Source organism: Nonomuraea sp. NPDC059023, assembly GCF_042740095.1.
Lineage (GTDB): Bacteria > Actinomycetota > Actinomycetes > Streptosporangiales > Streptosporangiaceae > Nonomuraea.
Window position 1 is genome coordinate 1 of sequence record NZ_JBHYIO010000066.1, and the last position, 22,534, is coordinate 22,534.

Below are 22,534 nucleotides of genomic sequence, written 5' to 3' on the forward strand. Positions count from 1 at the left end.
AGATCACCCGTTCTACTGGATCTCCGTTCTCACGTCCCGGAGATCAACAAACCCCTGGACATCACCCCAAGATCCTTAACTTCCCGGCATTGGGGCTAGTGGTGGTTGTGGTGCTTGCCCTTGCACCACTGCTTGACCCAGCGGTGGTGCTTCCAGCAGTACCAGCACTTGCGGTCGTGCTTGTCCAAACGCCACTTGCACTTGGGCTTCGCCGCCGACGTCGAGAGCTGCGTGGTGGACGCCACCGAACAGCTTGTCTGGGTCGAGGCGCTTGCGGCCTGTGAGGTGACCGTTCCGGTGACCGCGAACACGGACGCCGCGATCGCGGTGCCGACGAGAATGCGCTTGAGCATCAGAGATCCATCCCTGATTTGAGGCCCAGCAGATGTCTGGGCAGGTGGATGGCGCCGAATTCCGGTCAACAGGACACGCGAGAACGGCGCTAACGGAACGTATCCGACGCTAACCGCCAGCACCCCGCACGGTCACCCGCTAGGAAGCAAAGCCTTATTTCCGACATTTCACTATTTAGCCTGAAAAGCCATCTCTTGCGGGGCTTGTGGTTGATATTTATGCCGTCTGAGCAGGCACTTCACGGCCGAACCGACTTCCGCGACCAGGTATGTAAGCACGTCGGCGCGCCCATGTACCCCGATATGACAAAAGCAATCACATCAGGTTCAACAAATGGTGGGAAAGCGCAACGGCCGTTCGGAAAAGCCGGGGCGCGGCTCTTTCCCATGCCCACCACCCCGCTGATCGATCACCGGCCACTGGAAGGATGGCCGGCATGGATCGACAACTGCTGAGCGCCATCGCACACCGTGACCACCCGATCGCCGCACCGATCTCGGAGTCCAACCTCGACAGGTTGCTGCGCCGGGCGGCGTTGCCGGACCGGGCCAGAATCCTCGACCTGGGATGTGGCGAGGGCGAATGGTCGCTCCGGGCGCTCGAACTGGCCCCCACGGCCGTGGCCGACGGTGTGGACATCTCGCCGCACGCCGTAGCGGCAGCCGAGCGCGCGGCCGCCCGGCGAAACCTGTCGGGCCGCATGTCGCTGCACACGATGCCCGCCGCGGACTTCTCCGCCGCCGAGCCGTACGACCTGGTGCTCTGTGTGGGCTCGACGCACGCCTTCGGCGACCTGAAGCAGACGATGGAAGCGCTCGGACGATTCGTCCGCCCCGGCGGCCTGGCCCTGGTGGGCGAGGCCTTCTGGGAACGACCCCCCGCCCCCGAGATCGTCGAGGCCATCGGCCAGTACCCCGATCTGGCGGGCACCGTGGAAACGGCCGAATCCGACGGCTGGCTCACCGTCTACGCCCACGTGAGCGAACCGGCCGAGTGGGACGAGTACGAGTGGTCATGGACCGGCACCCTGACCCGCTGGGCCGCGGCAACCACCGGCCCCGACGCCGCCCAGGCCCTGGCCGCCGCAAGAGAACACCGCGACCTGTGGCTCAACGGCTACCGGAACACCCTCGGCTTCGTCTCCCTGCTCCTCCAGCGCACCGGCCCGGCGGCTTGACGCACACTCAGCCCGAGCGGGGCCTGAGCAGATCGTCGCAAAGGGCGTCCACCAGGCGGCTGGGGACACTCGCCCCGGTCAGGGCCCGATAGACGATCGGCCCGATCAGCGCGTCGATCGCGGCGTCGGGGCCGAGGCTGGGCGAGACCGTCCCGGCCTCGATCGCGCGCGCGAGCATGTCACGTTCCTGTTCACGGCGTGGACCCAGATAGCGCTCGTGAAAGAGCTTGGCCGTGGCGGGATCGTGCTGCGCCTCGGCGATGAGCGCGAGAAGGACCTTGCCGGCCGGATCGCCGGTGACGAAGCGCGCGAAGGCGCGCAGGTAGCCGCGGATGCCTTCCGCCGTGGGGGTGTCCGTGGGGATGGGCAGGCGCTTGCCGCTGTCCTCGATGAGCGTGTCCAGCAGAACCTCGACCTTCGACGGCCACCAGCGGTAGATCGTCTGCTTGGCGACACCGGCACGACGCGCGATCGCCTCGACGGTCAGAGCGCCGAAGCCGTGCTCGGCGAGCAGGTCGTCCGCCGCGTGCAGCACTGCCAGGCGGGCGGCCTCGTCGCGTCGGCTACCTGAGCGCGTCCTGCGGGGCTGGGAGTTCGCGACGGGCATGCGGGACACGATACCCGTCGGGCGGTGCCGTACATTTGTCTGGACGCAACGTTGCGTCTATGGTTGGCCTCGCGAAGGAGCCCCTATGTCCACCACACCCGACCGCCAAGCCCTCATCCTCGGAGCGTCCCGTGGATTGGGATTCGTCCTCGCCAACGAGCTCACCCGGCGCGGCTGGCGCGTCATCGCCACGATGCGCCAGAGCGCCGCCGAACTGCGCGCGAGCGCCGACGCCTCGAACGGCCGGCTGACCGTCGAGCCATTGGAGATGACCAGCTCAGACGAGCTGACCGCACTACGCGAGCGCCTGTCCGGCCGCCGGCTCGACCTGCTTTTCGTCAACGCCGCCATCGACCGAGGCGACCTGCCGATCAACGAGGTCCCGACCGGCATGTTCACCGAGGTGATGATCACCAACGCGCTGAGCCCGTTGCGCGCCCTCGAAACCCTCCGCGACCTCGTCGCCCCCGGCGGAACCGTCGCCGTCATGTCATCCGAGCAGGGCAGCATCTCACGCAACACCGAGCCCGGCTACGAGCTCTACAAGGCCAGCAAGGCCGCCCTCAACCAGCTGATGCGCAGCTACGCCACCCGCCATGCCGACGACGGACAGACCAAGCTCCTCATCGATCCCGGCCACAACCAGACCCGCTTGGGCGGCCCAGACGCGCCCCTGACCGCTCGGGAGAGCATCCCGGCCGTCGCCGACGTCCTCGAAGCACAGACCGGCGCCCCGGGCCTGCAATTTCTGGACCGCCACGGCAAGATCGTCCCGTGGTGATGGGGCCGGCCCAAGCATCGGGACGTTCCTGATGGATGGTGACGCTCGCCTGGGGACCGGAGGCGACACCGTCCACCTGCGGGACGGCCCCCAACCAGAGCCGGGATCACGGTTTAGGCTCTGACCTGGGATTCCGCTTCACTGTCGTCCTTCGGGAGGACTTCTCAGACATGCGAAAAGGGGCCTCGGATGGCTCCGAAACCCCTTCTGAGCTGGTGGGCGATACTGGGATCGAACCAGTGACCTCTTCGGTGTGAACGAAGCGCTCTCCCGCTGAGCTAATCGCCCGCCCTGCCTGGCCCCTTGCGGTGCCCGACGGGGAAAACCATACCGCACTTCCGGAGCAGGTGGCGAAGCGACGAGCCGCCCCGAGAGGATTCGGGGGGAAACGCGGTGGTTGCCCATCGTCGTGGTGGCTGGTTGGCATAGCATCGGTCATGTTCGGAAGGCGCTGGGAAAGGGGATCTTTCGCCCGAAAGGTGCCGAGGGCTCGCCGGGGTGGGCTCTACAGCTCGCAAAACCCTTGCAAACACGGCCCGATTGATGCCGTTTAGCCTGGTAGATGCCCAAATGTCCTGCTGTGATGTGCGTTACAGAAGGCCTCAGGAGCGGAATCTTTCCTACAGGTTTCTTCGTTCCGCGTCATAGCTCAGGACGAAGTCCGTCAGAGCAGTAAGCCCCGAAGAGGGGACCCTACGACGAAAAGGTTTGGCTGACGATGAACAGCACCACCGTCTCTGCCGAGCTTGGCCTTCGGCTTGTGGTCCCCGACCGTACGACCGTCCCCCTGCTCGCCGGACTGAGCTACACAGCCGACGACCCGTATGCCATCCGCATGGCCTTCCACGTAGGGAACGACGAACCGGTCGAGTGGATCTTCGCCCGCGAACTCCTGACCGTTGGGATCGTGCGGCGTGTCGGCGACGGCGACGTGCAGGTCTGGCCTGCCCGCGCCGACGGCGAACGCACGCTGCACATCAGCCTGACGTCACCGTTCGGGCAGGCGCTCTTCGAAGTCCCGCTGGCACCTCTCACCGAGTTCCTGCATCGCACCTACGAGAAGGTGCCCGCAGGCAGGGAGACCGACTTCATGGACCTCGACGCCGAGCTCACCAACATGCTCTGGCCGTCCTGACCCCCTCGGCCGCGCCTGCCCGGCCGTACCAGACCCCCATGGCAGGATGAGAGGTGCCGTGAACCTCTTCGAAGTCCTCAGCGAACCTGCCGCGCGTGAGCACGTGGTGCGTTGCCGCGCGTGCCGGCATGTTCTGCGCGCCCCCGAGTCGCGCTGGGCCAGGATCGGCCCGGAATGCGCCGAACGCCTCGGTCTGGCCAGGCGTAAACCGGTGCGGATCCGGGCCGCCGCGGCCCACTGGGTGTGCGAGGGCCAGCTCGATCTGCTGGCTCAGAGGCAGGAGACCGAGTCGCGGTAGCTCGAGTTGTACGAGCACTTGTCGACGAGCCTGCCGCCGGCGTCACGGACGTAGGCGCTGTCCTTGTCGTTGTTCCACACGTACGCGCGCCGCCCCCAGTAGACCGTGCTGGTCCCCGACGTGCCCCGGCCGGTGCGCAGGGGTGAGGCTCTTGCCCGCCTTGAGCACCCGCCCGGGCCCGAAGGTGTACCAGTAGCCGGTCTGGTCGGCGATCGTCCACCCCTCCAGGTCGAGGGCGGCCCTGGTCGTGTTCCTGACGACCGCGTACTCGCCGTTGAGCGAGGAGTTGGAACGCCGGTCCACGCCGGGGGAGTCGTAGTACACCTTCACGAGCTGGATCTTCGGCACGGCCGCCTGGGCCGGTGCCGCCGTCGTGACCAGGGCGGCCGCGCAGGCGAGGATCAGGGTGGTGGGACGCATCGTCGGGTCCTCCATCGATGGGTGGACCCGTGAGACGTGTGAAGATCGCCCTAGGTTGACCCGTTGTGGCGGAGCCGTACCACGGAAGGGTCGAGAGAGCCGCCGAGCAGCTGGATCGTGCGGGTCAGTTCGGCGCGGACGAGGTCCAGCACCCGGTCCACCCCCGGCTCGCCCGCGGCCATCAGCCCGTAGAGGTAGGCGCGGCCGATGAAGCACGCGCGCGCCCCCAGCGCGAGCGCGGCGGCGACGTCGGCCCCACAGCGCACGCCGCCGTCCAGGTACACCTCCGCCCGGTCGCCCACGGCCTCGGCCACCCGGGGCAGCAGCTCCAGGGGTGTGGCCGCGCGGTCGAGCTGGCGGCCGCCGTGGTTGGAGACGGCGATCCCGTCGATCCCGGCCTCGGCCAGGGCGACCGCGTCGTCCACGCGTTGCACGCCCTTGACCACCAGCGGACCGCCCCACGCCCCGCGGATCCACTCCAGGTCGGCGAAGGTCACGCCCGGGTCGAACATGAGATTGGTGATCCCGGCCAGATCGCTGCCGCCCATGGTGGCGAAGGTGAGGGGTTCGCTGGTCAGGAAGTCGAACCACCAGGCCGGATGCCGTACCACGCCCAGCGCGCTGCGCCAGCGCAACGTCGGCGGCATGGTGAGGCCGTGCCGTACGTCACGCAGCCGCGCGCCGGCGACCGGCACGTCCGCGGTGACGACCAGCACGTCCATGCCCGCGTCGCGGGCGAGGTCGAGCGCGGCCCGGCTGCGCTGGCGATCGCGCGCCACGTAGAGCTGGAACCAGTTCCACCCGCCGGGCGCGGCGCGCGTCACCTCGGGCGCGGGCGTGGTCCCCATGGTCGACAGCGTGTACGGCACGCCCGCCCTGGCCGCGGCCCGCGCCACCGCCTTCTCCCCGTCGCGGTGCATCATGCGCGTGAACCCGGTCGGCCCGAGGACCAGAGGCATGCTGATCTCCCGCCCCAGCACCCGCGCCGTCAGCGGCACCTCACCGACGTGGCGCAGGATCCGCGGCCGGAACTCCACCCGCGCGAACGCCTCGCGCGCCCGCGCCATGGAGATCTCGCCCTCCGCCGCGCCGTCCACGTAGTCGAAGACGAGCCGGGGCGCCCGCCGCCTGGCCAGCAGCCGGATGTCGGCCACGTCGGCCGCGGCCAGCAGCCGGTCCCGCCTGCCGAGGGGCGGCAGCACCGCCCGCAGATCGCGCCACCGGGGAAACCGCCGTCCATCACCCATCCGACCATTACACGAAATTTGCCGCCACTCGCGATAGCGTTGACGCCATGATCGGGGAGCTCGTCGCCGACACGCCCGCCGCCCAGGCGCTCCACGCCGAGCTGGTGGCCCGCTGGTCGGAGCCGCACCGCCGCTACCACACGCTCACGCACCTGCGCGCGGTGCTCGCCGCCGTCGACGACCTCGCCGACCTGGCCGAAGATCCCGTGGCGGTACGGCTGGCCGCCTGGTTCCACGACGCGGTCTACGACGGTCGGCCCGGCTGGGACGAGGAACGCAGCGCCCAGCTCGCCCAGCGCCGCCTGCCCGCCTGCGGCGTACCGGCGGAGCGGGTGGCCGAGGTGGCCAGGCTGGTCCGCCTGACCGCCGCCCACGACACCCTTCAGGACGGCGACGCCAACGGCGCGGTCCTGTGCGACGCCGACCTCGCGGTCCTGGGCCGGCCCGGATACGAGGTGTACGCGGCCGACATCCGCCGGGAGTACGCGCATGTGCCGGACGAGCTGTTCGCGGCCGGGCGGAGCGCGGTGCTGGCGCGGCTGCTGGCCGTACCCCACCTTTACCGGACGGAACGCGCCCGCGCGTTGTGGCAGGAGCGCGCCCGCCACAACATGAGCGCCGAACTGGCCGCGCTCCGGGACTAGGCGGCGTAGTTGCGCAGGACGGCCAGGGCCCGCGCGGCGTGCGGGCCCGTCGCCTGGAGCGTGGAGTCGGCCGGGGCCAGGCGGCGGGCGCCCACCAGGCAGAACTCGGCCGCGAGACCGGTGATGACCGACGGCGAGCCGGGGTCGCCGTAGTGCCACGTGCCGCCGTCGGGGGCGGTCAGGACGCAGTGGACGGGCTGGGGTTCCAGGCCGGCCAGGGTGAAGGCGTAGGGCAGGGTGCGGTGGCCGAGCCAGGCGATGTGGCGCAGCCGCGCGGTGGCGGGGTAGGCGAGGCCGAGCGGCGCGGTGACGTCGTAGGCGTGCGCCCAGTGCTCGGCCAGGCGGGTCGTGGCCAGGGTGCCCGGCGACAGGGTGCCGGCCACCCACATCAGGCGCGATCGCGGCGGGTGCGCCGCCAGAGCGGGGGGAGTGGCGAAGGCCGCGGCGCGCCAGCGGGCCAGCAGCGCGTCCGGGGTGATGTCGCGCTGGGCGGCCACCAGGCCGGCGGCCATGCCGTCCACGTCGCTGACGGCCGGGTCGCGGGCGAACAGGCCGTCGTGGCCGTCCAGGGAGGCGGTGACCAGCTCTTCGGTCTGGGCGAGGTGGAGCACGACGTCGGAGACGGTCCATCCCTCGGCGGCCGAGGGATGGGACCACTGCGCGGGGGTGAGGGCGGCGAGGACGGAGTCCAGTTGCCGGTACTCGGCTTCCAGGTCGCCGAAGATGTCCGTCATGGGCCCACCGTACCGAATAATGTTCTGGGTTACGACGATCGTTTACGGCGCCGCAGCCCGCCCTCGGTCAGCCGCCGCAGCAGTTCCCGGCTGCTGACCGCCTCGGCGCCCAGCGACACCGCCTGGGCGTGCACGGTCTCGGGGACGTCGTAGTGGTCGCGGTCGAAGGCGCGCACCGGCACCCCGAGGCGCCCCGCGAACGCGTGCAGCTCCTCCAAGGAGGTGTCGCTGACCAGGTGGGACCACATGAGGCCACGCGGCCCCGGCCAGTTCGGCGGATCAATGAGGACGGTCATCCCTCACATTGTCTACGAAACCGGCACCCGCCCGCGTACCTCCAGCTCGCTGAGGTCGCCTACCACCAGGTCGGCGCCCAGCTCGCGCATCTCCGCCGCGCGGCCGTTGCGGTCCACGGCCACGACCAGCCCGAAACCGCCCTTCCTGCCCGCTTCCAGGCCCGGCAGCGCGGCTTCGACGACGGCGGCGCGGGCGGCCGGCAGGTCCAGGCGGCGGCAGGCCTCCAGGAACAGGGCGGGGTCGGGCTTGCCGGGCAGGTTCATGAGGGCCGCGTCGTTGCCGTCCACGACCAGGTCGAACAGGTGGGCGACGCCCGCCCCGGTGATCAGCTTGCGGCCGTGGGTGCTGGACGTCACCGCAGCGGTGCGGCAGCCCCGGCGGCGCAGCTCGTGCAGGAGCGCGACGGCCGAGGGGAAGGCGGCCACGCCGTACTTGTCGACCTGGGCCTGGAACTCCAGATCCTTGGCTCGCCCCAGGCCGTGCACGGTCGGCGCGCCCGGCTCGTCGTCGGGCGAGCCCGCGGGCACGGTGATGCCGCGCGAGGCCAGGAAGGTACGCAGCCCGTCCAGGCGGGGCCGTCCGTCGACATGGCGCACGTAGTCGGCGCGAATGTCGAACGGCGCCGAGCGGCCGCGCAGGAAAACGTCGAAGACATGCTTCCACGCGGCCGCGTGCACCCGCGCGGTGTCGGTCACGACGCCGTCGCTGTCGAACACGACGGCGCCGATGGCGCTCAGGTCGATGGCGTGTCCGTTCACATACGTGACGTTACGCCGCCGCTCTGCCGTCTACCAGGCGACGGGGAGCTTCTCCAGTCCGTACACGATCGCGAGCTTCCTGAAGGGCACCTCGCCGTCCACCCGCAGGTTCGGGAATCGGCGCAGCAGCGCCGGATAGGCGATGCGCATCTCCATCTGCGCCAGCGGGGCGCCGATGCAGCGGTGGATGCCGTGCCCGAAGGCCAGGTGGGAACCGGCGCTATCGCGGCCGGGCACGGCCGTGTCCATGTTCCCGCCCAGCGCGGGGTCGCGGTTGGCGGCGGTCAGCGAGCACAGCACGAGCTGGCCCTTGGTGATGGGCGTGCCGAACAGGTCGAGGTCCTCGCGGGCGAAGCGCGGGAAGGCCACCTGCACGACCGTCATGTAGCGCAGCAGTTCCTCGACGACGTGGTTGACGTAGCCGTCGACCTCGCGGACCTTGGCGGCCTCGTCCGGGTTGTTCATCAGCCAGAGCGAGCCGAGGGCGAGCATGCTGGTGCTGGTGTCGTGGCCGCCGGTCAGCAGGCCGTCGGCCATGCTGGCGAGCGTGCGGTCGTCGAGCTCGTCGCCGTGCTCACGCAGCAGCTGGCCGAGCAGGCCGTCGCCGGGGTTGAGGCGCTCGCGGGCGACCAGGTCGGTCAGGTAGGTCATCGCGTCGTTGATCGCCTGCAGCGACGCCTCGGGTCCCGCCGTGAAGTCGAAGCGGTCGGTGCTCAGCTTGAGGAAGTCCGACCTGTCCGCGTACGGCACGCCGAGCAGCTCACACACCACCAGCGACGGGATCGGCAGCGCGAACGTCTCGACCAGGTCGGCGCTGTTGCCGGCCGCCTCCATGCGGTCCAGGTGCTCCTCGACCATGGCCTCGATCCGGGGCTCCAGCCTGCGCAGGCGGCGCATGGTGAACTCCGGCGTCAAGTACTTGCGCAGCCGCGTGTGCTCGGGCGGGTCGCGGAAGCCGAGGCCGCCCGGGTCGTCCTGGTTGGACCCCAGGCCGATGACACCGGCGAAGTCGTTGCTGAACCGCTCGTGGTCACCCAGCACGGCGCGGACGTCGTCGTAGCGGGTCACCAGGTACACGGTCTGGTCGCCGGGGATCTCCATCGGGAACACCGGCTGTTCTGTGCGGATCCGGGCCAGCTCGGCCACGGGGTCGAAGCCTTCGCGCATGAACTGCACGAGGGGAAACTCTGACTCAGACATCAAACCCATCCTGCCGGAGGCGTCATCGCATTTTGTCGGGATAAATCCCGTTATAGATGGTCCCACCTGCTGACGGGCCTTCGTCCACCCCCATCCACAACCCTCAGATTCCGGTACGGCAGGGCGCATCCGCACGCCACGTTACGCACGCGACGCGCCCCGCGCCTCCGGTGCGCCCACAAGCCCGGGGCATCTGGGGGGAACAGCGCCCCGAAATGGGGGTACGACCGGGGTTTGCCCCGACCCCGCCACCCGACCGACCACCGTGAGCAACCTCTCAGCCTCCCGGGAACGTTCGCTCCCCACCCGGCTCGGGGCTCCGCCCACCGGCCCCCGGCTCGGGTCATCCTCCGGCTCCCGGCTGGACCTGGCTCTGGACCAGGGCTTGATGCGTCGGTTGGCCGGGAGGGGCGCGGGGATGCCGAGCGGTGGTGGGGCTCCGGCCTACGGGCTTGGCCTCTCGACCAAGGGTTGTCCCGGCTCCGGGCCAGGGGGTGAGGGCGGGAGCGATGTGGGGTGGGGGTCAGGGGGTGTCGAGGAGGGGTTGGATGAGGGGGGCGTACCAGGTGACCAGGTCTTCGGGGGAGGCGGTGGCGGGGCCGGGGAGGCGCAGGCCGTAGCGGGCCAGGGCGAGGCCCAGGAGCTGGGCGGTGATGAGCTGGGCGCGCAGGGCGGTGTCGGGGCCCTGGAGGTGATTGGCCAGGCGGGTGGTGAACTCGCGTTCGACGTACTCGCGCACCATTTCGGGTGATTGGCCGGAGCGCAGGAGCGCCAGCGGGCCCATGCCGCCCGCTTCGTCGAAGGCGGCGAGGAAACCGCGGACGATGCGGGCCGCGGCGCCGTCGAGGCCCTCCGCGAGCAGGTCGTCCAGCGGGTCGCGCGGGCTCACCGGACCCTCCAGCGCCGCCGCGAACAGCTTGTCCTTGCTCCCGAAGAAGTAGTGGATCATCGCCGGATCCACCCCGGCGTCGGCGGCGATGGACCGGACGGTGACGGTGTCGTATCCGTGCGAGATGAAGCGGGCCCGCGCCGCGTCGAGGATGCGCCGGCGGCTCTCTTCGCCGCTGCGCCACCTGCCGCGCCGCCCGGCGCCCGACTCGCTCATGGTGAGAGTGATCCTACTTTTCTCCATCGCCGTTGAAGAAACCGGGTGAACTCTGGCAAAATTCTTCACCAACGACGAAGAAATGAGGCCGGCATGCCGTACCCCTTCATCGCGACCTTCGAGGAGCCGGACCGTGAGCAGGTGGGCGGCAAGGGCGCCAATCTCGGCGAACTGATCCGCGCCGGTCTGCCGGTGCCCGGAGGCTTCTGTCTCACCACCGCCGCCTACGAGGCCTTCGCCCGGGACGGCATGGACGCCCTCTACGACGAGCTGGACGCGCTCGACCACACCGATCTCACGGCGCTGGCCCACGCCGGCGCCCGGGTACGCGGCCACCTCATGGACCTGCCCATGCCCCCGGACGTCGAGGCCGAGCTCCTGGCCGCCTGGAACGAGGCGGGCGCCGGGCGTGCCTACGCCGTACGCTCGTCGGCGACCGCCGAGGACCTGGCCGGCGCCTCCTTCGCCGGGCAGCAGGACACCTTCCTCAACGTCGTCGGCCGCGACCAGCTCCTCGACGCCGTACACCGCTGCTGGGCCTCGCTCTACACCGACCGCGCCATCGCCTACCGCGCCCGCGGCGGCTTCGGGCACCGCGGCGTGCGCCTCGCCGTCGTCGTGCAGCACATGGTCGAGCCCGAGGTGTCGGGCGTGATGTTCACCGCGGACCCGGTCTCCGGCGACCGCCGCGACATCGTGGTCAACGCCTCGTGGGGGCTGGGCGAGTCGATCGTGTCCGGCCTGGTCGACGCCGACCTCTATCGGGTACGGCACGGCGTCGTCACCGATCGTGCCCTCGGCGGCAAGAAGGTGACGATCGAATCGCTGCCCGGCGGCGGCACGCGTACCGTCGAAAGCACCGGACGCGGACAGGCGCTGCCCGACGCGCAGATCCGCGCGCTGGCCGAGCTGGGCGCGCGCATCCAGCGCCACTTCGGCACGCCCCAGGACGTCGAGTGGACCTGGGCGCGCGGCCGCTTCCACATCGTGCAGGCGCGGCCGATCACCTCGCTGTTCCCCGTTCCCGAGGGGTCGGGGCCGAGGGTGTACTTCTCCTTCGGCCACCAGCAGATGATGACCGACGCCATCAAACCGCTCGGACGCTCGGTTCTGCGCACGTTCTTCCCCTTCGGCGGCTCGGCGACCGGCCAGGAGAGCCCCTACCTGGTGCCCGCGGGCGGCCGCCTGTACATCGACGTCACCCGGGTCCTGTCCACTCGCCTCGGACGGCCGCTGCTGATCCGCGCCCTCGCCGGCATGGACGAGCAGGCCGCCGCCGCGCTCGCCAGGGTGGCGGAGCGGCCGGAGTACCGCCGCGGTGGCCTGCGCGGCGAGCTGGCCGTCGCCCGCTTCGCCGCCCGTACCCTCGGCAAGATCGTCAAGAGCCTGCTGCGCCCCGGCGCCGCCCGCGTGGAGGCGGAGGCGTTCATCGCGCGCACGCTGCGCCTGGCCGGGGCGGAGATCGGCGAGAGCACCGGAGCCGAACGCGTGCGCCGCATCCAGCGCACGATGCGCCACGTGCCGATCCGCATGTACACCGAGGTGCTGCTCAAGCCCATCGCCGGAATGCTGGCCGGGGCCGTCGCCGCCGCCCTGAGCAGGCGCTGGCTCGGCGACGAGGCCGAACTGCCCGCCCTCACCAAGTCGCTGCCCGGCAACGTCACCACCGAGATGGGCCTCGCCGTCGGCGACCTCGCCGACCTGGCCCGCGACCGCCCCGGCGTGCTCGCGTTCCTGCGTGACCCGCCGCGCCCGCTGGTGTGGCCGGAGGGCGAGTTCACGCGCGCCTTCGAGGACTTCCTGCGCAGGTACGGCATGCGCGCCCCCGGCGAGATCGACCTCACCAGGACGCGGTGGCGGGAGGATCCGGAGCAGTTGTTCGCCGGAATCCTGGCCAACGTCGAGACGACCGGGCCGGGGGAGCACCGGCGGCGCTTCCGCGACGGCGAGCGGGAGGCCGGACAGGCGGCCCGGCGGCTGCGCGCCCGCCTCCTGGCGACCAGGGGCGGGCGGGCCAAGGCGGTGGTGATGGCGCGGGTGGTGCGGGTCTACCGGGAGTTGCTGGCGCTGCGGGAGCACGACAAGTACTTCACCGTGCGGCTGTTCGACGTCTTCGGTACGGCGGTGCGCGAGGAGGCGGCCGGGCTGGTGGCGAACGGGGTGCTGGAGGCCGTGGACGACGTGCACTACCTGACGCTCGGGGAACTGCTCGGCCTGCTGGCCGCGGGCGGGCCCGCCGTACCGGTGAAGGAGCGGCGGGAGGCGCACGCGGCGGAGGTGCTTCTGCGCCCGCCCAGGGTGCTGACCGGCGACGGCGAGGCCGTCGCCGTGGCGCGGGCGGCGCCGGAGCGGGAGGGCGTGCTGGCCGGGCAGGCGGTCTCGGCGGGCAGTGCGGAGGGACGCGCCAGGGTCGTGCTGCGGCCGCAGGACGCGCGGCTGGAACCGGGGGACATTCTGGTCGCGCCGTACACGGATCCGGGGTGGACGCCGTTGTTCGCGGCGGTGACGGGGCTGGTGCTGGAGGTGGGCGGGATGATGACGCACGGCGCGGTCGTGGCCCGTGAGCTGGGGCTGCCCGCCGTCGTCGGGGTGGACGGGGCGACGACGGCGATTCCGGACGGGGCGCGGATCCGGGTGGACGGCACCCTGGGTACCGTGCACCTCCTGTGACGGGAGAAAATGATGGGGCGAGACCGGTTTGGCGTACAAGAGGGCGACATTCTGCGATGATCTCGCTGTATACAGTCGGACATCCAACCTGACGGACAGTGACTGATGCCCCCATTTGAGGAAATCGCCGCTTTTGTCGCGGAAAAGCCGGTCGTGACCGTGATCATCTCTGTGCTGGGACTGATCGTGCTCGCGCTGGCCTTCATGCTCATCAAGATCGCTTGGCGGGCGGGAGCGTGGTTGTTCAGCCGCTACGTCTCGCCACGGCCGATCGAGGACGTCCTCACGGTCGTGGCCGCGTGCATCGCCACGGGCGTGTCGGCACAGGGCATGTGGCGCTTCTCCGGCGACGTACTCGGGCTTGACGGGCCGCTGCGGTTCCTGCTGTTCGCCTTCATCGAGGTCGCGATCATCACCTCGGCGGTGCGGGCCAGGCGCAACATGCGCGAGAACTTCTCCGCGGGCATCGACGGCATCGCCGTATGGGCGCTGACCTGCCTGACCGCGGTGCTTTCCAGTATGGACGCGCGCAGCCTGCCCGAGGCGATCTTCCGCCTGGCCGCGCCGCTCGTCGCGGCGTGGCTGTGGGAGCGCGGCATGGCCATCGAACGGCACCGCATCCGCGGCACCGGCCGCATCAACTGGCGCCTCACCCCCGAGCGGCTGCTCGTCCGCATGGGCCTGGCCGAGGTCAGCGACCGCACCGCCAGCGAGGTCGACGCCCACCGCCGCCTCACCCGCGTCGCGCTGGCCGCCAAACGGGCCAAGGCGCTGCGCGAGGGCGGAGGTTCCGAGCGGAAGGTACGCGCCGCGCTGGCCAAGCTCGACAAGGCCATGGACCAGGCCGTCGAGCACACCGGCCTGGCCGTCGACCCGCAGCGTCAGGAGGCGCTGCTGGCCCAGATCGCCGCCCTGTACAACACCTCCAAGCTCGTCGACGCCGACCCGCGGGTGCCGTGGGAGCCCGAGCACGACCACCAGCCGGTGCCCGCCCGCGCCCTGCCGCCCGCGCTGACCCAGCTCCACGACGACGAGGACGACGACGTGTTCGACGCGACGCCGCAGGTGCTCGACACGGCCGAGCGGGCACGGCTGATGCGCGCCGCCCGGCGGTACTGGGACCGGCAGATCGAAAAGCGCATCGTGCCGCGCACCGTGGACATCGCGCAGGAGGTCGGCATCGCGGTGGGCACCGCCCGGGAGTGGCGTGCCCTGTGGAAGCTCGAACCGCAGGCGCACGCCATCATCGAGGCCCTGTACCAGGAGCACGGCATCGTCGACACCGGCTCCTTCCCCGCCGTCAAGGACGACGACCGCATCCTCACCAACACCCCCTGACCGCCCCCTGGACCCGACCCCTCAACCCACCATCGGGCTTGTCAAAAGCCTCGGGTTTCCGGGGCTAGGTCAGGGCGGCGGAGACCACTGCTCTGGCCTCCTCCTGGACCTCGGCCAGGTGGTCGGGGCCCTTGAAGGACTCGGCGTAGATCTTGTAGACGTCCTCGGTTCCGGAAGGGCGGGCGGCGAACCAGGCCTGGCCGGTGGACACCTTCACCCCGCCCAGCGCCGAACCGTTGCCCGGAGCCTCGGTCTGGACCGCCGTGATGGGGTCGCCGGCCAAGGTGCGGGCGGTGATCTGCGAGGCCGACAGCTTGCCCAGCACCGCCTTCTCCTCGCGGGTCGCCGGCGCGTCCACCCGGGCGTACGCGGGCGCCCCGAAGCGCTCGGTCAGCTTGGTGTAGTGCTGGCTGGGCGAGGACCCGGTCACGGCCAGGATCTCGGCGGCCAGCAGCGCCAGGATGATCCCGTCCTTGTCGGTCGTCCACACCGAGCCGTCCCGCCGCAGGAACGACGCCCCCGCGCTCTCCTCCCCGCCGAACCCGAGCGAGCCGTCCAGCAGTCCCGGTACGAACCACTTGAACCCGACGGGCACCTCCACCAGCCGCCGTCCCAGCGACTCAGTCACCCGGTCGATCATGCTGCTGCTGACCATGGTCTTGCCGACCCCGGCCGCGCCCGGCCAGCCGGTGCGGTGCTCGTACAGGTAGGAGATGGCGACGGCGAGGTAGTGGTTCGGGTTGAGCAGCCCGCCGTCGGGCGTCACGACGCCGTGCCGGTCGGCGTCGGCGTCGTTGCCGGTGGAGATGTCGTAGCGGGAGCGGTTGTCGATCAGGGAGGCCATCGCGTAGGGGGAGGAGCAGTCCATGCGGATCTTGCCGTCCCAGTCGAGGGTCATGAACCGCCAGGTCGGGTCGACGAGCGGGTTGACCACGGTCAGGTCGAGCCGGTGCCGCTCGGCGATCTCGGCCCAGTAGGCGACGCTCGCCCCGCCGAGCGGGTCGGCGCCGATGCGCACGCCGGCGTCGCGAATGGCATCGAGGTCGAGGACAGAGGGCAGGTCGTCCACGTACGCGCCCATGAAGTCGTGCCGGCGTGTCGTCTCCGCCTCGAGAGCTCGGGTGTACGGCACCCGCCGTACCCCCTTGAGACCCGCGGCGAGCAGCGCGTTGGCCCGCTCCTGCACCCACCCGGTGGCGTCGGTGCCGGCGGGACCGCCGTTGGGCGGGTTGTACTTGAAGCCCCCGTCGGCGGGCGGGTTGTGCGACGGCGTGACCACGACCCCGTCGGAGCCCGGGTGGGTCAGGATGGCGTGGGAGACGGCCGGCGTCGGCGTGTAGCCGTCGCGGCTGTCGATGCGCACCTCGACCTCGTTGGCGGCGAAGACCTCCAGCGCCGAGACCCGGGCGGGCTCGGACAGCGCGTGCGTGTCGATGCCGAGGAACAGCGGCCCCGACACGCCCTGCGCCGCGCGGTACTCGCAGATGGCCTGGCTGGTCGCCAAGATGTGATCTTCGTTGAACGCGCTCTTCAGTGCCGACCCGCGATGCCCTGAGGTGCCGAACGCCACGCGCTGACCGGGATCGCCGGGATCCGGATGCAGCGCGTAGTAGGCGGTGACCAGCCGGGAGACGTCGACCAGGTCGGCCGGCTGAGCGGGTTGTCCTGCGCGATCATGGGTCATGGAAGCAAGCCTATGATGGGCGGAAAAACTAGAATGGAGTTCGGTAGCGATGCGGATCGGACTGTTCCTCAATGAGCCCAGGGGCGATGACCCCATCGCCGAGCTGCGCGAACGCCTGGCCGGCGCCGCCGCCGACGGCTTCGCCTCGGCCTGGATCTCCAACATCTTCGGCCTCGACGCGCTGACCGCCCTGGCCGCCGCGGGCGGCGCCGCGCCCGGCCTCGAACTCGGCACCGCCGTCGTGCCGACCTACCCCCGCCACCCGGCCGTCCTCGCCCAGCAGGCGCTGACCGCCAACGCCGCGCTCGGCGGCCGCCTGACGCTGGGCATCGGCCTGTCGCACAAGGTCGTCATCGAGAACATGTACGGCTACAGCTTCGACAGACCCGCCCGCCACATGAGCGAGTACCTGTCGGTGCTGCTGCCGCTGGTGCGCGAGGGCGAGGTCGGCTTCCAGGGCGAGACGCTCAAGGCCGACGTGCGCCTGAGCACCCCCGGGCGCGGCCTTCAGGTCCTCATCGCCGCCCTGGCCCCGCGCATGCTCCACCTGGCCGGCGCCGTGGCCGACGGCACCGTGCTGTGGATGACCGGCCCCAAGACCGTCGTCGAGCACGTCGCGCCCGCCGTGACCGCCGCCGCCGAGGAGGCCGGCCGTCCCGCGCCGCGCATCGTCTGCGCCCTGCCCGTCTGCGTCACCGACGACCCCGCCGCCGCGCGGGCGCGCGCCGAAGAGGTCTACTCGGTGTACGGCCAGCTGCCCTCCTACCGGGCGATGCTCGACAAGGAGGGCGCCGGCGGCCCCGGCGACGTGGCCGTGGTCGGCGACGAGGACGCCGTCCGCGCCCAGATCGAGCGGCTCGCCGAGGCGGGCGTCACCGACTTCATCGCCTCGGAGTACTCCGGACGGGAACGTACGCGACAGTTCCTCAAGGGCCTAGTTCAATAGGGTGTACGGCGCGGCGCGGGGCCGGCCGGAGGATGGCTCAATAAGATCCGGCAAGGTGAGCGGGCGAAGCGGCAGGCAGAGCAGGACAGGCCTCGCCGCGCCGACGAAAGGGGCGCGGTGAAGCGCTTGCTGCATGGCATCGACGTGTCCAACTGGCAGGGGGCGGTGGACTGGGGCGCGCACGCCAAGTCCGGTGTCGCCTTCGCCTTCGCCAAGGCCACCGAGGGCGGAGACTGGAGCGACCGGTTCTTCCGCCGCAACTGGAACGGCATGCGCGAAAGCTGGATCGTCAGCGGCGCCTACCACTTCGGGCGGCCCAAAGGCGATCCGGCCGAGCACGCCCGGCACTTCCTGCGCACCGTCCAGGCCGCCGGCGGCCTGCGCAGGGGCGACCTGATCGCCCTCGACCTGGAGACCAACGACGGGCTGCCGCCCGACCGGGTGGCACGTTACGCGCGCCGCTGGTGCCGCTTCATCGAGCGCGAGGCGGGCGTACGGCCGTTCATCTACACCTTCCTGTGGTTCGCCAGGTCGGGCAACTGCGCGGGCCTGGGCGAGTATCCCCTGTGGATCGCCTCGCCCCAGCAGCCGCGCGGCCGCCCGATCGTGCCGGGACCGTGGACCGCGTGGACGATTCACCAGCACTCCAACAGCCCGCTCGACCGCAACGTCTTCCACGGCAGCCGGGAGGAGCTGACCAGGCTGGGCTTCGACCCGCGATAGCATTCGGTGCACCCGTTTCATCGCCATCCAAGGGAGTCACCGTGTCAGCCGAGCTACGCATCACCCTCGCCGGAGCCGAGCGTGTGGTCGCGGCCGGCACGACGTACGGCGATGCGCTGGAGGCCGACGGCCGCTCGGTCGTCGCCGCCCGGGTCAACGGCCAGCTGCGCGACCTGGCCGCGCACGCGGTCACCGGCGACGTGGTCGAGCCGGTCGAGGCCGGCAGCGCCGACGGGCGGGCCATCGTCCGCCACTCCGCCGCGCACGTCATGGCGCAGGCGGTTCAGGAGCTGTTCCCCGAGGCCAAGCTGGGCATCGGCCCGCCGGTCGAGAACGGCTTCTACTACGACTTCGACGTCCCGCAGGCCTTCCACCCCGACGATCTCAAGCGCGTGGAGAAGCGCATGCGGGAGATCGTCAAGCAGGGGCAGCTGTTCTCGCGCCGCGTGGTCTCCGACGACGACGCGCGGGCCGAGCTGGCGGCGGAGCCGTACAAGCTGGAGCTCATCGGGCTCAAAGGCGGGGCAGCAGACGAGGAGAGCGTCGAGGTCGGCGGCGCCGAGCTGACCATCTACGACAACCTCGACCCCAAGACGGGCGAGCTGTGCTGGAAGGACCTGTGCCGCGGGCCGCACGTGCCCTCGACCAGGTCGATCCCGGCCTTCAAGCTCATGCGCACCGGCGGCGCCTACTGGCGGGGCAGCGAGAAGAACCCGCAGCTCCAGCGCATCTACGGCACCGCCTGGGAGTCCCGCGACAAGCAGGATGAATACCTCAAGCTGCTGGAGGAGGCCGAGAAGCGCGACCACCGGCGGCTCGGCGCCGAGCTCGACCTGTTCAGCTTCCCGCCGGAGCTCGGCTCCGGGCTGCCGGTCTTCCATCCCAAGGGCGGGATCATCCGCAAGGAGATGGAAGACTACATGCGCAAGCGGCAGCTGGAGGCGGGCTACGAGTTCGTCAACACGCCGCATCTGACCAAGTCATCGCTGTTCGAGACCTCCGGGCACCTGCCGTGGTACGGCGAGGACATGTTCCCGCCCTTCGAGCTCGACGGCACCGAGTACCGCGTCAAGCCGATGAACTGCCCGATGCACAACCTGATCTTCCGGGCGCGCGGGCGGTCCTACCGCGAGCTGCCGCTGCGGCTGTGCGAGTTCGGCTCGGTCTACCGGTATGAGAAGTCCGGTGTGGTCCACGGCCTGACCCGCGTCCGCGGCATGACGCAGGACGACTCGCACATCTACACCACCAAGGAGCAGATGGGCGATGAGATCAAGTCGCTGCTGGCCTTCGTGCTGAGTGTGCTGCGCGACTTCGGCCTGGAGGAGTTCTACCTGGAGCTGTCCACTCGCGACGACTCCGACAAGTTCATCGGCGAGCAGGCCGACTGGGACGAGGCCACCGAGTCGCTGCGCCAGGCGGCCGAGGAGTCCGGTCTCGAGCTCGTGGCCGACCCCGGCGGCGCCGCCTTCTACGGGCCCAAGATCTCGGTGCAGGTCAAGGACGCCATCGGCCGTACCTGGCAGCTGTCGACCATCCAGCTCGACTTCAACCAGCCCCAGCGCTTCGGCCTCGAGTACCAGGCCGCCGACGGTTCGCGGCAGACGCCGGTCATGATCCACCGGGCGCTGTTCGGGTCGGTCGAGCGGTTCATGGGCGTGCTGGTCGAGCACTACGCGGGCGCGTTCCCCGCGTGGTTGTCGCCGGTCCAGGTGGTCGGCATCCCGATCGCCGAGGCGCACGTCGCCTACCTGCAGGACGTGGCCAAGAAGCTGCGCGAGCGCGGCATCCGGGTCGAGGTCGACAGCGCCGACGACCGCATGCAGAAGAAGATCAGAAACGCGCAGAAGGCCAAGGTGCCGTTCATGCTGCTGGCCGGTGACGAGGACATCGCGGCCGGCGCGGTCTCCTTCCGCTACCGCAGCGGCGAGCAGAAGAACGGCGTCCCCGTCGACGTGGCCGTCGCCGAGATCATCGACGCGGTGGAGCGCCGCATCCAGGTGTGACACGCCGGGGCCAGGCGGGAGAAGACCGGATGGAGGAGCGAGCGCGCGAGGGCGCCGTTGCGCAGCACGCGCGGCTGGCGGAGGAGCTGCACGCCTACGGGGCCAGCTTCAACGAGCTCGGGCGCCGCTTCGCCGACCGGCTCGGCATCCACCTCACCGACGCCTTCGCCCTGATGGAGATCGCCAAGGCCGAGTCGGCGGGCGCGCCGCTGTCGCCCGCCCAGCTCGGCAAGCGTGTCGCGCTGTCGTCGGGCGCGATGACGGCGCTGCTCGACCGGCTGGAGAAGCACGGCTACGTCTCCCGGGTACGCGAGCACGCCGACCGGCGCGTCGTCACCCTCTACGCGCAAGCGCGGGCGAAGGAACTGGCCGCGGAGTTCTTCGCCCCGATCGTCCGGCGGCAGGAGGAACTCCTGGGCCGCTACACCCAGGAGCAGCTCCACCACGTCGAGACGTTCCTGGCCGGGATGCGCGCCGCCATGGACGAGCAACTCGGCTGATCACCGCGGGTGGCAGTGGCCGCCGGTCGAGCGCGGCACGTCCAGCGTCGGGTTGCGGTCGAAGAAGCCGGTCGGCTTGAGCGAGAACCCGATGTGGTCCACCGGCATGACCGGCCAGTCCTCGGTGCGCGGGAAGTGCGTCACGCCGAAGGTGTGCCACAGCACGATGTCCTCGCCGTCCAGGCTCCGGTCGGCGGCGGTCCAGGCGGGCAGGCCGCCTCCGCCCGGGTGCTGGTTGATCAGGTCGCCGGCCGGGAAACGCTCGTCGTCGGCGTGCCGGGTCACCCACAGGTGGCGGGTGGCGAAGGCGGCGCGGGCGGCGATGGAGGAGGCCGGGTCGGCCAGCAGCGTCGGGCGCGGCTCCGGGATGAGCGTGTAGCCGACCGGCGCGCCCAGGCGGTTGGTGACCCGCGGGTTGACGACCTGCCAGACGCGGCCGCGCGACGGGTCGGCCAGGCGCTGGGCCTGGCTCTCCGTGGCCAGGCGGGTGACCTGGCGGGCGAAGGCGTTGCCGTACGGGTTGCCCTCGCCGATCGGCACGCTCACGGCGTCGATCTCGTCCACCGCGTTGGTGTGGCCGTCGACCGCCATGTCCAGGCGGGCGGAGAACAGGTGCTGGTGGAAGGGGGCGGCCAGGCCGGGGGCGACCTGGGCGGCGTACTCGCGGCCCTCGGGCGGGTAGGCGGAGGTGAACAGCACGCCGGTGGCCTTGCACTCACAGCCGATGGTGCCGTCCAGGTAGAGGTACCAGTAGAAGCCGTAGTCGTAGTTGCCGACGGTGGTGAAGAAGGAGATCACCAGGCGGCGCTGGCGGCGGGTCTCGTTCGAGCCGGCGAACATGTCGGAGTGCTTCCACAGCACGCCGTAGTCCTCCTCGTGCATGCAGATCGCGTTGCGGATCGTGGCGGGCTCGCCCTGCTCGTCGGCGACGACGACGTCGGTGTAGTGGATCTCGCCGAGGCAGTCGCAGCCCAGTTCGAGGGAGTTGGTGAAACGGCCGAACAGGTACTCGCCCTGGTCGAAGTAGTTCTGCCAGAACCGCACCGGTGACGGGTCGGCGTAGGGGACGACCATCTCGGCGATCGAGGCGCGGTGCACGACCGGCCGGTCGCGGCCCTGGTCGCGGAAGCTGATCTGGTGCAGCGTGAGGCCCTCGCGCACGTTGAAGCCGATGCGCAGGCTCCAGTTCTCCCAGTGCACGAGCCCGTCCTCGACGGTGAAGCTGGGGCCCTCCGGCTGGGTGATCTCGATGGGGCGAAGGCTGGTGCGGGCCGGGCCGGTGTAGTCGGGGTCCTGGAAGTTGCCGGGCTCGCGCGGCACCTCGGTCAGTTCCTCGTCGATCACCTTGACGACCGTGCCCGCGACGAGGTCGACGTAGGCGACCAGGCCGTCGACCGGGTGGGCCCACGGGTGGTCGTGCTCGTGGTCCTGGTGGAAGCCGAAGCTGCGGATGATGCGGCGGCCCGACTCCTCCGGGTAACCGTAGTGGCCGGCCGACAGCGGGCAGGCGCGTACGGTGTCCGGGGTGAGGCCGCGCCTGGCCAGCGCCTTGCCCCACGCCGGGTCGGTGTCGAGGATGCGCTGCACCGCCTCGAACTCCTCGACCATGATGGGCGGCTGGCCGGACACGGCCGGGTCGAGCTTCTCGACGTGGTCCACGACGCCGCGGGTGACCGAGACGAGCAGGGAGGAGGCGGCGCCGGTGGCCCGGTCGAGCAGCAGCACGCGCAGGCGGCGGTCCACGAGGTCGCCCGGGTTGTGGGCCAGCAGATCGGCTTTGGCGGGTTCTTCCGGGCCGAGGTAGGCGAAGCGCACGTCCTGGCCCAGGTGCCCCGCCGTACCCAGGATGCGGCGCGCGGCGTGGACCTCGTCAGCGGTGATCATCGCAAGCGGGTGCACGGTCATGGGGC

The 22,534-nt window shown here is 70.8% G+C and carries 22 protein-coding genes and 1 tRNA gene; 11 read left to right on the forward strand and 12 right to left on the reverse strand.

The window, feature by feature from the left end; genetic code table 11:
- Positions 1-95: 95 nt before the first annotated feature.
- A complete protein-coding gene (locus tag ACFWYW_RS55175) occupies positions 96-353 on the reverse strand; it encodes a hypothetical protein (RefSeq protein ID WP_379622387.1) in 258 nt (85 codons plus the stop codon).
- Between the two features lie 437 nt (positions 354-790).
- On the opposite strand from ACFWYW_RS55175, the gene ACFWYW_RS55180 reads away from it, so the two are divergent.
- Positions 791-1,531: an SAM-dependent methyltransferase gene (locus tag ACFWYW_RS55180; RefSeq protein ID WP_379622389.1), complete on the forward strand. Its 741-nt coding sequence runs from the start codon at positions 791-793 to the stop codon at positions 1,529-1,531.
- A gap of 7 nt (positions 1,532-1,538) precedes the next feature.
- Here ACFWYW_RS55180 and ACFWYW_RS55185 read toward each other — a convergent pair whose 3' ends face one another.
- Positions 1,539-2,138: a TetR/AcrR family transcriptional regulator gene (locus ACFWYW_RS55185; RefSeq protein WP_379622391.1), complete on the reverse strand. Its 600-nt coding sequence runs from the start codon at positions 2,136-2,138 to the stop codon at positions 1,539-1,541.
- A gap of 85 nt (positions 2,139-2,223) precedes the next feature.
- On the opposite strand from ACFWYW_RS55185, the gene ACFWYW_RS55190 reads away from it, so the two are divergent.
- A complete protein-coding gene (locus ACFWYW_RS55190) occupies positions 2,224-2,919 on the forward strand; it encodes an SDR family NAD(P)-dependent oxidoreductase (protein ID WP_379622393.1) in 696 nt (231 codons plus the stop codon).
- A gap of 213 nt (positions 2,920-3,132) precedes the next feature.
- Here ACFWYW_RS55190 and ACFWYW_RS55195 read toward each other — a convergent pair.
- A tRNA-Val gene (locus ACFWYW_RS55195) sits at positions 3,133-3,207 on the reverse strand.
- Between the two features lie 430 nt (positions 3,208-3,637).
- Here ACFWYW_RS55195 and ACFWYW_RS55200 point away from each other — a divergent pair.
- Together ACFWYW_RS55200 and ACFWYW_RS55205 are read left to right on the forward strand one after the other, a co-directional pair.
- Positions 3,638-4,054: an SsgA family sporulation/cell division regulator gene (locus tag ACFWYW_RS55200; RefSeq protein ID WP_020547189.1), complete on the forward strand. Its 417-nt coding sequence runs from the start codon at positions 3,638-3,640 to the stop codon at positions 4,052-4,054.
- 58 nt (positions 4,055-4,112) lie between these two features.
- On the forward strand, positions 4,113-4,352 hold the full coding sequence (locus tag ACFWYW_RS55205; protein ID WP_379622395.1) for a DUF6011 domain-containing protein: 240 nt from the start codon (positions 4,113-4,115) through the stop codon (positions 4,350-4,352).
- Between the two features lie 42 nt (positions 4,353-4,394).
- Here ACFWYW_RS55205 and ACFWYW_RS55210 read toward each other — a convergent pair whose 3' ends face one another.
- Together ACFWYW_RS55210 and ACFWYW_RS55215 are read right to left on the reverse strand one after the other, a co-directional pair.
- On the reverse strand, positions 4,395-4,772 hold the full coding sequence (locus tag ACFWYW_RS55210) for a lamin tail domain-containing protein (protein ID WP_379622397.1): 378 nt from the start codon (positions 4,770-4,772) through the stop codon (positions 4,395-4,397).
- A gap of 50 nt (positions 4,773-4,822) precedes the next feature.
- Positions 4,823-6,019 carry an alpha-hydroxy acid oxidase gene (locus ACFWYW_RS55215; protein ID WP_379622399.1) on the reverse strand — a complete coding sequence of 399 codons (1,197 nt, stop codon included), beginning with the start codon at positions 6,017-6,019 and terminating at the stop codon, positions 4,823-4,825.
- Between the two features lie 47 nt (positions 6,020-6,066).
- Here ACFWYW_RS55215 and ACFWYW_RS55220 point away from each other — a divergent pair, with 47 nt between their 5' ends.
- A complete protein-coding gene (locus ACFWYW_RS55220) occupies positions 6,067-6,663 on the forward strand; it encodes a metal-dependent phosphohydrolase (RefSeq protein ID WP_379622401.1) in 597 nt (198 codons plus the stop codon).
- Here the strand turns inward: ACFWYW_RS55220 and ACFWYW_RS55225 are convergent.
- From ACFWYW_RS55225 to ACFWYW_RS55245, 5 genes are all read right to left on the reverse strand, one after another.
- Positions 6,660-7,397 carry a maleylpyruvate isomerase family mycothiol-dependent enzyme gene (locus ACFWYW_RS55225; RefSeq protein ID WP_379622403.1) on the reverse strand — a complete coding sequence of 246 codons (738 nt, stop codon included), beginning with the start codon at positions 7,395-7,397 and terminating at the stop codon, positions 6,660-6,662. The two genes, ACFWYW_RS55220 and ACFWYW_RS55225, sit on opposite strands and share 4 nt — an antisense overlap.
- 29 nt (positions 7,398-7,426) lie before the next feature.
- Positions 7,427-7,693: a DUF4031 domain-containing protein gene (locus tag ACFWYW_RS55230; RefSeq protein WP_379622405.1), complete on the reverse strand. Its 267-nt coding sequence runs from the start codon at positions 7,691-7,693 to the stop codon at positions 7,427-7,429.
- Between the two features lie 12 nt (positions 7,694-7,705).
- Positions 7,706-8,452, reverse strand: a complete 747-nt coding sequence (locus ACFWYW_RS55235; RefSeq protein ID WP_379622406.1) for an HAD family hydrolase — start codon at positions 8,450-8,452, stop codon at positions 7,706-7,708.
- Between the two features lie 30 nt (positions 8,453-8,482).
- The gene (locus ACFWYW_RS55240) at positions 8,483-9,652 is read right to left on the reverse strand and encodes a cytochrome P450 (RefSeq protein ID WP_379622407.1); all 1,170 of its coding nucleotides are present in this window, start codon (positions 9,650-9,652) and stop codon (positions 8,483-8,485) included.
- A 523-nt stretch (positions 9,653-10,175) separates the two neighbouring features.
- The gene (locus ACFWYW_RS55245; protein ID WP_379622409.1) at positions 10,176-10,757 is read right to left on the reverse strand and encodes a TetR family transcriptional regulator; all 582 of its coding nucleotides are present in this window, start codon (positions 10,755-10,757) and stop codon (positions 10,176-10,178) included.
- A 93-nt stretch (positions 10,758-10,850) separates the two neighbouring features.
- Here ACFWYW_RS55245 and ACFWYW_RS55250 point away from each other — a divergent pair, with 93 nt between their 5' ends.
- Together ACFWYW_RS55250 and ACFWYW_RS55255 are read left to right on the forward strand one after the other, a co-directional pair.
- Entirely contained in the window at positions 10,851-13,427 is a 2,577-nt protein-coding gene (locus tag ACFWYW_RS55250) for a phosphoenolpyruvate synthase (protein WP_379622411.1), read from the forward strand.
- 153 nt (positions 13,428-13,580) lie between these two features.
- Complete coding sequence (locus tag ACFWYW_RS55255) at positions 13,581-14,765, forward strand: hypothetical protein (protein ID WP_379622413.1); 1,185 nt, start codon at positions 13,581-13,583, stop codon at positions 14,763-14,765.
- Between the two features lie 64 nt (positions 14,766-14,829).
- Here ACFWYW_RS55255 and pgm read toward each other — a convergent pair whose 3' ends face one another.
- On the reverse strand, positions 14,830-16,449 hold the full coding sequence (gene pgm / locus ACFWYW_RS55260; RefSeq protein ID WP_379622417.1) for a phosphoglucomutase (alpha-D-glucose-1,6-bisphosphate-dependent): 1,620 nt from the start codon (positions 16,447-16,449) through the stop codon (positions 14,830-14,832).
- Positions 16,450-16,498: 49 nt separating this feature from the next.
- On the opposite strand from pgm, the gene ACFWYW_RS55265 reads away from it, so the two are divergent.
- The 4 genes from ACFWYW_RS55265 (at position 16,499) to ACFWYW_RS55280 (ending at position 20,624) form a co-directional block, all read left to right on the forward strand.
- On the forward strand, positions 16,499-17,395 hold the full coding sequence (locus ACFWYW_RS55265; protein ID WP_379622419.1) for a TIGR03564 family F420-dependent LLM class oxidoreductase: 897 nt from the start codon (positions 16,499-16,501) through the stop codon (positions 17,393-17,395).
- A 117-nt stretch (positions 17,396-17,512) separates the two neighbouring features.
- Complete coding sequence (locus tag ACFWYW_RS55270; RefSeq protein ID WP_379622421.1) at positions 17,513-18,118, forward strand: glycoside hydrolase family 25 protein; 606 nt, start codon at positions 17,513-17,515, stop codon at positions 18,116-18,118.
- Between the two features lie 41 nt (positions 18,119-18,159).
- Positions 18,160-20,124 carry a threonine--tRNA ligase gene (gene thrS, locus ACFWYW_RS55275; RefSeq protein WP_379622423.1) on the forward strand — a complete coding sequence of 655 codons (1,965 nt, stop codon included), beginning with the start codon at positions 18,160-18,162 and terminating at the stop codon, positions 20,122-20,124.
- 29 nt (positions 20,125-20,153) lie between these two features.
- Positions 20,154-20,624: a MarR family winged helix-turn-helix transcriptional regulator gene (locus tag ACFWYW_RS55280; RefSeq protein WP_379622425.1), complete on the forward strand. Its 471-nt coding sequence runs from the start codon at positions 20,154-20,156 to the stop codon at positions 20,622-20,624.
- Here ACFWYW_RS55280 and ACFWYW_RS55285 read toward each other — a convergent pair whose 3' ends face one another.
- The gene (locus tag ACFWYW_RS55285; protein WP_379622427.1) at positions 20,625-22,529 is read right to left on the reverse strand and encodes a primary-amine oxidase; all 1,905 of its coding nucleotides are present in this window, start codon (positions 22,527-22,529) and stop codon (positions 20,625-20,627) included.
- Positions 22,530-22,534: the final 5 nt, after the last annotated feature.